This is a genomic window from Nocardioides sp. NPDC087217, assembly GCF_044744805.1.
Classification (GTDB): Bacteria; Actinomycetota; Actinomycetes; order Propionibacteriales; family Nocardioidaceae; genus Nocardioides.
In genome coordinates, this window is the sequence record NZ_JBIUZB010000002.1 from 1,390,682 (window position 1) to 1,402,788 (window position 12,107).

General features: G+C 70.6%; 10 protein-coding genes. 6 read left to right on the top strand and 4 right to left on the bottom strand.

The window, feature by feature from the left end:
* Positions 1–163: 163 nt before the first annotated feature.
* Positions 164–1,438, bottom strand: a complete 1,275-nt coding sequence (locus ACIO3S_RS14125; protein ID WP_400464458.1) for a DUF222 domain-containing protein — start codon at positions 1,436–1,438, stop codon at positions 164–166.
* Positions 1,439–1,838: 400 nt separating this feature from the next.
* Between ACIO3S_RS14125 and ACIO3S_RS14130 the strand changes: the two genes are divergently transcribed.
* Positions 1,839–2,258 (top strand): pyridoxamine 5'-phosphate oxidase family protein, encoded by a 420-nt coding sequence (locus ACIO3S_RS14130; RefSeq protein WP_400464461.1) that lies wholly within the window; start codon positions 1,839–1,841, stop codon positions 2,256–2,258.
* Here ACIO3S_RS14130 and ACIO3S_RS14135 read toward each other — a convergent pair.
* Positions 2,168–3,331, bottom strand: coding sequence for an NAD(P)-binding domain-containing protein (locus ACIO3S_RS14135; protein ID WP_400464464.1), 1,164 nt, complete (start codon positions 3,329–3,331; stop codon positions 2,168–2,170). The genes ACIO3S_RS14130 and ACIO3S_RS14135 overlap by 91 nt on opposite strands.
* A gap of 124 nt (positions 3,332–3,455) precedes the next feature.
* Between ACIO3S_RS14135 and ACIO3S_RS14140 the strand changes: the two genes are divergently transcribed.
* From ACIO3S_RS14140 to ACIO3S_RS14160, 5 genes are all read left to right on the top strand, one after another.
* On the top strand, positions 3,456–4,796 hold the full coding sequence (locus ACIO3S_RS14140; protein WP_400464467.1) for a cytochrome P450: 1,341 nt from the start codon (positions 3,456–3,458) through the stop codon (positions 4,794–4,796).
* A gap of 8 nt (positions 4,797–4,804) precedes the next feature.
* A complete protein-coding gene (locus ACIO3S_RS14145; RefSeq protein WP_400464470.1) occupies positions 4,805–6,394 on the top strand; it encodes a succinic semialdehyde dehydrogenase in 1,590 nt (529 codons plus the stop codon).
* Entirely contained in the window at positions 6,391–7,932 is a 1,542-nt protein-coding gene (locus ACIO3S_RS14150) for a class I adenylate-forming enzyme family protein (RefSeq protein WP_400464473.1), read from the top strand. Before ACIO3S_RS14145 ends, ACIO3S_RS14150 begins: the two co-directional genes overlap by 4 nt.
* Positions 7,929–8,759, top strand: coding sequence for an SDR family oxidoreductase (locus ACIO3S_RS14155; protein ID WP_400464476.1), 831 nt, complete (start codon positions 7,929–7,931; stop codon positions 8,757–8,759). The genes ACIO3S_RS14150 and ACIO3S_RS14155 overlap by 4 nt, the downstream gene beginning before the upstream one ends.
* 85 nt (positions 8,760–8,844) lie before the next feature.
* Positions 8,845–10,155 carry an APC family permease gene (locus tag ACIO3S_RS14160; protein WP_400464479.1) on the top strand — a complete coding sequence of 437 codons (1,311 nt, stop codon included), beginning with the start codon at positions 8,845–8,847 and terminating at the stop codon, positions 10,153–10,155.
* Here ACIO3S_RS14160 and ACIO3S_RS14165 read toward each other — a convergent pair.
* Positions 10,078–11,469 carry a PLP-dependent aminotransferase family protein gene (locus ACIO3S_RS14165; RefSeq protein WP_400464482.1) on the bottom strand — a complete coding sequence of 464 codons (1,392 nt, stop codon included), beginning with the start codon at positions 11,467–11,469 and terminating at the stop codon, positions 10,078–10,080. The two genes, ACIO3S_RS14160 and ACIO3S_RS14165, sit on opposite strands and share 78 nt — an antisense overlap.
* Before the next feature lie 38 nt (positions 11,470–11,507).
* Positions 11,508–12,080, bottom strand: coding sequence for a hypothetical protein (locus ACIO3S_RS14170; RefSeq protein WP_400464485.1), 573 nt, complete (start codon positions 12,078–12,080; stop codon positions 11,508–11,510).
* Positions 12,081–12,107: the final 27 nt, after the last annotated feature.

Below are 12,107 nucleotides of genomic sequence, written 5' to 3' on the forward strand. Positions count from 1 at the left end.
TCCTCGCCGGTGGGGAGCGGCGGGCGTGGAGTCGAGAAGGGTGGCTGGAACGCTCATGTGGGCACCGGGACGGACGGTTTCAGCGAGAGCTGAGACCGCTCGACGGTTGGAGTCGTCAGGCCCGACGGGCAGGACCCGGTGAAGTGGTTCCTCGCCCAGTCGGTTAGGGGCGGCGGGTGAACCTGATGGTGCCGTCGGGTAGTCGCTCATGAACGTAGGCCGCATTGTGGGCCAGGCGGTGATGGTGGGGACAGAGCAGCGCCCCGTCCTTCAGGTCTGTCTTGCCGCCGGCGGCCCAGGGGTCGAGATGGTGGGCGTCGCACCATTCCGGTGGCATGTCACACCCTTCGGCTTGGCAGCACTTGTGCTGCAACCGGAGCGCCTTGCGTTGGATGGGCTGGAAGAACCTGCTGCCACGACCAGCATCGAGGACCTCGCCGTCACCGCCCAACACCCAGGGGATGATGGTGGCGTTGCACGCCATCCGCCTCGCCTCCGCCGCCGAGATCGTGGCCCCGTTGGTCTCGTCATAACCCAACGTGGCGATGCCGAGGTCCTTGCGGAGTTCCTCGAGGCTGATGACCACGTTGACCACGGTGGCGTCACCGCCGTGGCGGGGCAGGGCGGCCGGGTCGACGGTCTCCAGCAGCCGCGAGAACCCTTGGCCCATGAGTCGTTCCCACGGCGGCAACGGAGCACCCTTGCCGACGAGCTGTTGCTTGCGGGGCTGGGCCCAGGCCTCCACCAGACGCTTGAACCGCATCCCCATCGAGACCGGCAGGACGCCGTCGAAGCCGACGGTGCCGTCGTGGTTGTCCCAGACCCGTAGCGCGGTCTTCTGCTGAGCACGCTCCTCTTCAGCCAGCAGGGCTTTGGCTTCGGCGTCCTCGAACCGGGCCGGGTCGATCTCACGCAGGATCCGTCGTCCGACGATGCGGAGCTCGTTGGCGGTCAACCGGGTGGCGTAGTCAACCAGCAGCTTCTCGGCGAGGACCAGGTCCTCGCTGCTGGCGACCGGGTCGGTCTCGATCTTGTCGAGCGCCTGGGTGATCACCCGGGCCTTGTCCTGGGACACCACACCCTCGGCCAGGCCGGCGGCCACGAGGTCGTACTTGGTGACCGCTGCCGCGAGTTTGATCTGCGAGCGTGCCACAGCCTTGTCGACCAGGAGCTCGGTCCGCATCCATCCGGAGGCGTCTTTCGCGCCGGTCTCCTCGGCGATGTCGCCGGCCGTCGCGAGCACTCTCAGTTTCAGTGCGGCTTGTTGGGCCTGGAGCTTCTCCAGCCGCTCGAGCAGGTCCTTCTTCTGGCCGGTGCGCCAGTAGGCGGGATCGGTGGCCAGCAACTCTTGGAGGGCGGTCTCGATGGCGGCCAGGGCAGCGTCGATCGCATCCCCGGGGTTGGTGCCCCAGTGGTCGATCGAGCGGCCGAGACTCATCGCTGATCCTCTCCTTCAGAGGTGTGCTGTGATGTGTCCGATTCTACGCTTCACACGCCGTTCTGACTATCTATTTTCCCAGGTCAAGCACTGTTTTCGCGGTGAGCGAACGACCTCGTATCTGTGGATGGTAAGTGGCCCGAAGGGCCACCCTCATGCCCCATCAACATCACCGGTCCCAAACAACATTCACTCCGCGCCACACCCGGGCCGCCGCCCCGATAGCCAGCCAAATCTTTCTCGACGGGCCCCGGTGTCAAGGACCGCGAAGCGGCCGGCGAAGCCGGCGGCCGCAGGCCGTCCTTGACTCCGGGGTTCGTCGAGAAGACCCTCGAAGAACGGGTCGGCGGCCCACCCCAACCCCGAAAACACCCCTGGCCCACGACGTACGGTAAAGAGCATGGGTATCCCACTCGAAGACCGCCAAGAACTCCTGACCCAGCCCCTGATCGCAGCGCTCTCGGTGAGCAGAGAAGACGGAAGGGCGCCGCTGACGGTCCCGATCTGGTACGACTACACCCCCGGCGGCGAGGTGTGGTTCGTGACCGGGAAGGACTCGCTCAAGGCCCGGCTGCTCGCAGCCGCCGGACGGTGCACCCTGATGGTGGAGCGGCTGGATCCGACGGTGCGCTACGTGTCGGTCGAGGGGCCGGTGCGGATCGCCGACGCCGCCGAGCGCGAGTCGGAGGCGATGGCGCGACGGTATCTGCCTCCGGATGCAGCCGACGCCTACCTGGCGGAAGCGGCGAACTTCCCGCCCGAGGTCACCGTCCGGCTGTCGCCGGAGAACTGGCTGTCCGCCGACCTCGGCGCCTTCTGAGGCTCAGCCGCCTGAGGCTCGGCCAATTGTCGTCGGACCGCAAGCGCCGCGGCCCGGCCGGCGCGACTGGCCCCGATCGTGCTCGCGGAGGGACCGTAGCCGACGAGCTGGACACGCGGGTCGTACGCAGCGGTGACGGCGGTCTGGACGTCGGCGGAGTCGCGCAGCAGCGGGATCCCACCGTGCGAGCTGCGCAGATGAAGCGGAGCGAGGTGGGTGACGGCGGGACGGAAGCCGGTGGCCCACAGGATCGCGTCGACCGGTTCGAACGCCCCCGAGTCCCACCGCAGCCCGTCCGGCTCGATGCGACTGAACATCGGCAGCCGGCGCTCGTAGACCCCGAGCCGCGCGGCCTCCTGCTCCTGCGGCCGCAGCGAGAGACCCGTGACGCTGACGACGCTCGCCGGCGGCAGGCCGGCCTCGACCCGCTCGGCCACGAGCGTGACCGCCTCGCGCCCACGCTCGGCATCGAAGTCGGAGCGCCAGACCGGCTCACGCCGAGTCACCCAGACGACGTCGGTCACTGGCGCGAGCTCGCCGAGGAACTGCACCGCCGAGGCTCCTCCACCGACCACCGCGACGCGCTTGCCCCGGAAGTGAGCAGAACCGGGATAGTCGTGGGTGTGCACCTGCTCCCCGAGGAAGGTCGATGCGCCCGGGTAGTGCGGGACGAACGGTCGCGTCCAGGTCCCGGTCGCGTTGACCAGCGTACGGGTGAACCACGTCCGTCCGTCGGCCGAGTGCACCGCGAGCAGGTCGCCGACCGAGGTCACCGAGGTGACCTTCACCGGGCGCTCCACCGGCAGGTCGTGCAAGGACTCATAGGTCCCGAACCATCCCGGCACGGCGACGTTGGCCCGCTCCCCCGACCCACCCGGCGCCCGTCCGTCCGGCAGATCCGCGACCCCGTGGACGTCGTGCATGGTAAGCGAGTCCCAGCGGTGCTGCCAGGCGCCGCCCGGGCGACGCTCGGCGTCGAGCACGACGTGGCGTACGCCCAGCCGGCTGAGGTGGTAGGACGCCGACAGACCGGCCTGACCGGCACCGATCACCACTGATTCGTAGCTCTCCACGCAGACCTCAACAACGCGCGAGGCCCATCCATGCCCCGTGAACGGCTGCGGGAACACGTTCTACTTGACTAACCTCAGCAGAGTCACTCGGGACCGGGAGGTCGGGCATGATGGATCAGGCACCATGACAGCGACCGAGGCGCTACGCGAGATCCCACGACTCGCGCCCGGCGACCGCGGCCTCCCCTGGATCGGCCGGCTGCTGGACTACTCCCGCGACCCGGTCGGCTTCTACCGGCACCAGTGGGAGACGTACGGTCCGGTCTCGCCGTTCTTCCGGGCCGGCGAGGCCGGGGTGGTCGCGCTCGGACCGGACGCGTGCGAGGCGGTGCTGCGCAACAAGGACAAGGCCTTCGCCAACGGGCCGGCCTGGGGGCAGATCGTCGGTCCCTTCTTCGACCGCGGCCTGATGCTGCTCGACTTCGAGGAGCACCACGCCCATCGCCGCATCATGCAGGAGGCCTTCACACGGGACCGGCTCGCCACCTACACCACCGCGATGCACCCGGCGATCGCGCACGGCATGCGCAGCTGGGCCAACGCTCCGGCGTTCCAGGCCTATCCGCGGCTCAAGCAGCTCACCCTCGACATCGCCGCCGACATCTTCATGGGTGGTGCGGCCGAGACCAGCCGAGCCGAGATGGACCGGGTCAACAAGGCGTTCATCGCCTGCGTGCAGGCGGCCGCCGGTGTCGTACGCGGCGATGTGCCGATGACCCGCTGGGGCCGCGCGTTTCGCGGCCGGAAGGTGCTGGAGGGCTTCCTGCGCCACTACCTGCCCGCCAAACGGGCCACCGCGAGCGACGACATCTTCTCGGTGCTGTGCCACATCGAGACCGACGACGGCGAGCGGTTCAGCGACGAGGACGTCGTCAACCACATGATCTTCCTGATGATGGCCGCGCACGACACCTCGACCATCACCTCCTCGACGATGCTCCAGTACCTCGGCCAGCATCCACAGTGGCAGCAGCGCTGCCGCGAGGAGGCCCTCGCGCTCGGCGAGGCGCCGACGATGCAGGAGATCGAGAGCCTCACCAGCCTGGACCTGGTGATGCGGGAGGCGCTGCGGCTGCGCGCCCCGGTGCCGGCGCTGATCCGGCGTACGGTCAAGGAGACCAGCCTCCTCGGGGTCCGTATCCCGGCCGACATGGGCGTGATGGTCGGGGTCCAGTTCAGCCACATGATGGAGGACTACTGGACCAACCCGAGCGTCTTCGACCCCGAGCGCTTCGCGCCGCACCGGCGCGAGGACAAGAGCCACCGGATGGCGTGGGAGCCGTTCGGCGGCGGGGTGCACAAGTGCATCGGCCTCTACTTCGCCGGCCTGGAGGTCAAGTCGATCCTGCACCGGCTCCTGCGCAGCTACCGGTGGAGCGTCTCCCCCGGCTACCGCGCGCCTCTGGACAACAGCTCGCTGCCGTTCCCGAAGGACGGCAACCCCATCCATCTGACCCGGATCTGAGGAGATCGATGACCACGAAGACAACGGAGGCCGCGAGCGTACGTCCCGGCTGGATCGACGAGGCACGGCTCGCCTCCTGGACGCGATGGGTCTCGGCTCCGATCTCCGGGGGCGACGGCACGCTGACAGCGGTCGCACCCTACGACGCCCAGCCGACCGCCCCGGTGCCGTCGGTGACCGCAGCGGACGTCGCCGAGGCCGCCACGGCGGCGCGGGCGGCCCAGCCCGACTGGGCCACGCTGGCCTTCCAGGACCGCGCCGAGGTCATGCTCCGCTTCCACGACCTGCTGGTCGAGCGTCAGGACGAGGTGCTCGACCTGATCCAGTGGGAGATGGGCAAGGCCCGCTTCCACGCCTGGCAGGAGATCCTCCAGGTCGGCACGATCGCCCGCCACTACACCCGGCGCGGCCCGGCGTACCTGGCCGACAAGCGCGTCCGCGGGGCCATCCCCGGCATCACCTCCGTGAAGGAGGTGCGGGTGCCGAAGAAGGTCGTCGGGATCATCTCGCCGTGGAACTATCCGCTCTATCTCGGGGTCGGCGACGCCATCCCGGCCCTCCTCGCCGGGGCAGCCGTGATCAGCAAGGCCGACCCGCAGGCGCCGCTGACGCTCCTGTGGGCCCGCGCCCTGATGGCCGAGGCGGGACTGCCCGAGCACGTCTGGCAGGTCGTCACCGGGCCGGGCGCGGCCACCGGTGAGGCGGTCATCGACAACGTCGACTACATCGCCTTCACCGGTTCGACGGCCACCGGGCGGATCGTGGCTCAGCGGGCAGCGGGCCGGCTGATCGGCGCCTCGCTCGAGCTCGGCGGGAAGAACCCGCTCATCGTCCGCCGCGACGCCGACCTCGCCCAGGCCGCTCGCGGCACGGTGATGGCGGCCTTCGCCAACACCGGACAGATGTGCGTCCACATCGAACGCGTCGTGGTGCACGAGGACGTCTACGACGCCTTCCGCCAGGCCCTGGTCGCCGAGACGGAGAACCAGGTCGTCCGCCAGACCTTCGACTACTCGGCCGACGTCGGGTCGCTCGCCTCGCAGGCGCAGCTCGACAAGGTCACCGCCCATGTCGCCGACGCGGTCTCGAAGGGCGCGACCGTGCTCGCGGGCGGCGAACCGCTCGCCGAGGTCGGTCCGTACGCCTTCGCCCCGACGGTCCTGGAGGGCGTGACCTCCGAGATGGATCTGTGTCTCGGTGAGACCTTCGGCCCGGTCCTCGCGCTCTATCGCGCCGACAGCGACGAGGAGGCGGTCCGGATCGCCAACCAGGGCGAGGCCGGGCTCTCGGCGAGCGTGTTCAGCAAGAACGTACGCGAGGCCGACATGATCGCCCGGCGCATCCGCGCGGGCGCGGTGAACATCAACGACGGCGCCGCCCTGGCGGCCGGGAGCATCGAGGCCGGGATGGGCGGCATGGGATCGAGCGGGCTCGGGCGCCGCCACGGCGCGGACGGGATCCGGAAGTTCACCGACGCCCAGACCGTCGCTGCCTCCCGGATGGGGCCGATCGGGCCGTTCAAGGGCCAGACGGTCGAGAAGTTCGTCGCGCTGGGCAACGGGCAGCTCAAGGCACTACGGAAGCTGGGCGCCCGATGAGCGAGCCGCAGCCCGGCGAGCACAACCTGGCGGTGCTGGCCGAGGAGTCCTATGCCCGCCACGGCGACCACCCGATGGTCTTCTTCGAGGGCACCTGGCACTCGTCCAAGGAGATCGCCGAACGGTCCGCGCGGGTCGCCGGCGGCCTGCGCGAGCTCGGGATCGAGCCCGGCGACCGGGTCGTGGTGCTCACCATGAACACCCCGGAGGTCTTCGTCAGCTATCGCGCCCTGTGGCGCCTCGGCGCGGTGGTGACGCCGGTGATCTTCCTGCAGACCCCGCCCGAGCTGCGGCACATCCTGCAGGACTCCGGAGCCAGGGCGGCCATCGTGACGCCCGAGCTGCTGCCGCTGGTGCAGGCTGCCGGCGACGGTCTCGACCTCACCGTTGTCGTGGCGGGGGACGTTCCGGCGGGAACGGATGCGGTGGCGTACGAGAGCCTGGAGAGCGCCGAACCGATCGACATCGCCCCGCGCGGCGACGACGACCTCGCGGCCCTGCTCTACACCGGCGGCACCACCGGGCGGGCCAAAGGCGTCATGCTGAGCCACCGTGGCCTGTGGGAGTCCGGGCACGCGCTCCACCGGGTCGGCGAGAGCCAGGGCACGACACGGTGGCTGCTGCCGCTGCCGCTCTCCCATGCGTACGGCCTGATCGTGGTCATCAGCGGGATGCACTCCTCGCGCCCGCAGAGCTCGGTGCTGCAGCGCTGGTTCGACGCCAAGGGATGGCTCGAGCTCGCCCAGGAGCACCGGGTCGAGTCGAGCACGGTGGTCCCCTCGATGCTGCAGATGCTGCTCGACCAGCCCTACCAGGACTACGACCTGAGCTCGCTGCGCTCCTTCGGCAGCGGTGGCGCGCCGCTGCTGCCGGCGCTGCGGGAGAAGGCCGAGGAGGCCTTCGGCGTGACCATCCTGGAGGGCTACGGCTGCACCGAGTCGAGCGCGGTGATCGCCGCTTCGACGCTGGAGGAGTCGCGGCCGGGCAGTGTCGGCAAACCGCTGTCCCACGCCGAGGTGATCATCGCCGGACCCGACGGCTCGCCGGTCCCGACCGGCGAGGAGGGCGAGATCTGGGTACGTGGCCCCGGGGTGATGCAGGGCTACTGGAACGACCCGGCACAGACCGCCGCGACCGTCGTCGACGGCTGGCTGCACACCGGCGACATCGGACACTTCGACGCCGACGGCTACCTCTACGTCGACGACCGGATCAAGGACCTGATCATCCGGGGCGGGTTCAACGTCTTCCCCCGCGACGTCGAAGACGCGCTCCTCGCCCACGAGGCGGTCACCGCCGCCGCGGTGGTCGGGCGCCCGGACGCTCACAAGGGCGAGGAGGTGGTCGCGGCCGTCGCCCTCCATCCCGGCGCACGCACCACTCCCGAGGAGCTGATCGCCTTCGTCAAGACGCGGCTCGCGCCGCACAAGTACCCCCGCGAGGTGCTCATCCTCGACGCCGTCCCCGTCACCAGCGTGGGCAAGACCGACAGAAAAGCCGTACGCAGCCTGGTCCGCACCACCGAAGGAGAGTCATGACACGCGAGATCGAGGGAACTGCCGTCATCGTCACCGGAGGCGCCCGTGGCATCGGCCGCGCCACGGTCGAGCGGCTGGCCCGCGCCGGGGCGTCGGTCGCCGTCGGCGACCTGGACCCGGACCTGCTCGACGATGTGACCGCCGAGTTCGGGTCGCGGGTGATGGCCGCACATCTCGACGTCACCGACCCCGCCTCCTGGCGTACGTTCCTCGAGTCGGTCGAGGACCTGGGGCCGTGGGACGTGCTGGTCAACAACGCCGGGATCATGCCGCTCGGGTCGGTCCTGAAGGAGGAGGACGCGCTCACCCGGGCCATCTTCGAGGTCAACGTGCACGGCCCGATCAACGGGATCAAGGCGGTCGCGCCGGCGATGGTCGAGCGCGGCCAGGGCCACATCGTCAACGTCTCCTCGGCGGTCGGCCGGGTGCCGGTGCCGGACGCGGCGACCTACTCGGCCTCGAAGTTCGCCGTGGTCGGCTTCTCGGAGGCGCTGCGGATGGAGCTGGCGCCCTCCGGGGTCGACGTCTCGCTCATCCTGCCGGCGGTGGTGCAGACCGAGCTCTCCGACGGCGTGCCACAGGCGAAGGGGATGAAGCCGGTCACTCCCGAGGACGTCGCGGCCGCGATCGAGGACGTCATCCGCGAGCCGCGGCCCGAGGTCTGGGTGCCCAACTGGGCCCAGGCCCTGACCAAGATCACCCAGGCGATGCCGCGCCGGTTCCAGGACTTCGTCGACCGGACGACCAACGCCTCGCAGCTGCTCGCGGGCGTCGACCCGGCGGCTCGGGCGGCCTATGAGGAGCGGGTGCGGCGCAACGTACGTTAGGGCCGGATCAGCCCGGGATTGGCCCAGGTGATGAGGGCCTGATTGGCCGGGCGCGGAGGGCTCTGGTCTCACTAGCGTCAGACTCGTGAAGAACGACGGACTCTCCGTGCCCCAGGGCGCGGCTCTCACCCTCGGCGCGGTGCTCGGCACCGGTGTCATCTCTCTGCCCGCGCTGGCGGCGAGCGAGGCCGGACCGGCCTCGCTCGTGGCCTGGTTGGCGCTGATCCTGCTCTCGGTGCCGCTGGCGGCGACCTTCGCCGCGCTGGGAGCTCGGCATCCTGACGGCGGCGGGGTGGCGACGTACGCACGGCTCGCCTTCAACCAGCACGTCGCGACGATGGTCGGCTGGGCGTTCTACCTGACGATCGGCGTGGGGGCTCCGGTCGCGGCGGGGTTCGGTGGGGCGTACGTCGCCGACGCCGTCGGCGGCGGGCGGGGTACGTCGCTGGCGGCGACGGCGGCGATCATCGTGCTGGTCACCGCGATGAACTGGTTCGGGATCAAGGTGTCCGGAGGCGTGCAGCTGGGGATCGCCGGGGCCATCGCGGTGCTGCTCGCGGTGGCGGTCGTGGTGGCGCTGCCGCATGCGGAGCTCGAGCGGCTGACGCCGTTCGCGCCGCACGGGTGGGGTGCGGTGGGCACCGCGGCGGCGATGCTGGTGTGGGCGTTCGCGGGGTGGGAGATCCTCTCCTCGCTCTCGGCCGAGTACCGCGACCCGGCGCGTGACATCCGCCGGGCGACCTTCCTGGCGCTCGGAGTCGTGACGGTGCTCTACCTCGGGATCGCGTTCGCGACGGTCGCCTCGCTCGGTTCCACCTCCGGTGCGGCGCCGCTGGCGGACCTGCTCGTCCTGGGATTCGGGGAGCCGGCGCGACCGGTGACGGCCGTCGTGGCCGTGCTGCTGACCGTCGGGGCGATCAACGCCTACTTCGCCGGAGGCTCACGCCTGGGAGCGTCGTTGGCGCGCGAGGGTGCGCTGCCACGGCTTCTGGCCGACCCCGCGTCCAGCATCCCGCGCCGCTCGCTGCTCGCCATCTGTGCCGTGGCGCTCGGCTCTCTCGCGTTCATCTGGGTCGCCGGGTCCTCGACCGACGCCCTCCTCCTGATGGCTTCGGGGACCTTCTCCCTGCTGTACGTGGTGGGAGCGGCGGCTGCGCTGCGACTGCTTCCTCGTGGCACCGGGTCCTGGTGGGCGGCGGTCTGCTCGATGGTCGCGGCACTGGTGCTGCTGGGCCTCACCGGCGCCCACCTGCTCGGTCCGGTGCTCTGCGGCGGTGCCGGTCTCGTGTGGTCGCTGGTCCGCGCCCGTCGAGAGCGGTCACGCCCAGCCCGCGAGCTCACCCAGGAGCTCGAGCCCGTCGGGCAGGCTGTCTGTCCGGACGGCTCCGTAGCCTAGGAAGAGGCCGTCGCGTCCAGGCAGCTGGCGATGAGCGGCGATGGTGTCCACCGCCAGCCCCTCGGCAGCGGCACGCTCGGCCAGGTCGGCGGGGAGCTCCACGTAGGCGGACAGGTGCAGTCCGGCAGCCGACGGGAGCACCTCGACCGGCCACGTGGAGAGGGTCTCGAGGAGGATCGAGCGGCGCTCGGCGTACGTCTTGGACGCCTTGCGCACGTGACGAGCGAGGAGGCCCTCCTCCAGGAAGCGGGCCAGCGCGGCCTGGGGCTGGACCGGGCCGAAGCCGTCGCCGAGCTGCTTGGCGGCCAGGAGGCTGTCGACGAGCGAGCCCGGGGCGACCAGGTAGCCGGTGCGCAGGCTCGGCAGCAGCGACTTGGAGAAGGTGCCGACATAGATCACCCGGCCCTGATCGTCCATGGCGTGCAGCGGTTCCAGGGGCCGCTCCGTGAAGCGGAACTCGCTGTCGTAGTCGTCCTCCACGATCCCCGCGTCGTGCGTGTTCGCGAAGTCGAGCAGGGCTCGGCGGCGTGGGAGGGAGAGGCGTACGCCGAGCGGGAACTGGTGGCTCGGGGTCGTGTAGACGAGCCGTGCCTGCTCCGGGATCTCCTCGACGACCAGTCCTTCCTCGTCGACCGGGACCGGTACGACCCGGGCGCCGTGGGAGGCGAAGAGGTCGATCGCGGACGGGTATCCGGGATCCTCGACGGCGACGACGTCGCCCGGCTCCAGCAGCACCCGGGCGACGAGATCGAGCGCCTGCTGGGTGCCGCTGGTGACCACGATCTGCCCCGGGTCGGCCCGCACCCCGCGGTGGTAGGCGACCGTGTGCGCCAGCGCCTCGCGCAGCCTCGGCAGGCCGGCGGGCGAGGCGTAGGTGCCGGGGTTGTGGCCGCGTAGCCGCGACTCCGCCGCGAGGATCCGTCGCCAGGTCTCGAACGGGAAGAGCTCGGCATCGGGGATCCCCACCCGCAGGTCGTACGCCGGCACCGCCGCCTCCGCGCTCGTCGGCCGGGGCGCCCAGCGCCAGCCCGGGCGTGGCGTCAGCGACCCGGGGGCGTGATCTCGGCGCCGCCGCGTGGTCTCGGCGACGTACGTCCCCGCGCCCACGCGCGACTCCAGGAACCCCTCCGCGACCAGCCGCTCATAGACCGTGGCGACCGTGTTCCGGGAGATGCCGAGGTCCTTGGCCAGCGCCCGGCTCGGGGGCAGCCGGTCGCCCGCCTTCAGCCTGCCGTCGCCGAGCGCGTCGCGCAGCGCCTGGTAGAGCGATGCGGATCGTACGGCGCGGTCGGTCAGATCAAGCGCGAGGTCCACAGCGGGATTGGACCATATCCCTGTTGGCGGCGGGGCTTTCACCCCGGCAGCCCCAGACGCGCGATGATCTTCTCGGCCACCTCGGCTGCCGACAGATCGGTGTTGTCGATGACGAAGTGTGGGAGGTCGAGCGGGAACGGCACCTCAGGGCCCGTCGAGAGCTCCCAGCGCTCGTTCGACCCGATGACGTCTCCGCGTGCCCATTCGGTGTCGCGTTTGGACGGCTTCGCGGCCAGCCGCTCGGGCGTGCCCTCACGAGCGAGCCGGACCGTCACGTCGGCGTACAGCTCCACGAAGTCGATCCGCGCTCCCGCCTCGACCGCAGGCGCGATCATCCACTCGACCTCCTCTGCATCTGCGGGGACGTCCAGCGCCCAGGTGAAGGTCAGGATCAACCCCGGAAGGTCGTACGCCACCGCCTCCTCGATCACCCGCCTGCGGAGCTCCCTCTTCAGCGTGTTGAACGGCTGGGTCCCCCAGTCGAAGACCTCCAGCAGCGGCTCGATCGTGGCGTGGTTGTGGAGGAGGCGGTACGTCGTCCGGGACGTGATCTCCCGGCCGACGCTCATCTTGCCGACCGCCTGCGGGCCGAAGAGGACGACGAGGTGCATGAGGTCAGTGTGGCCGCTGAGTGTCGG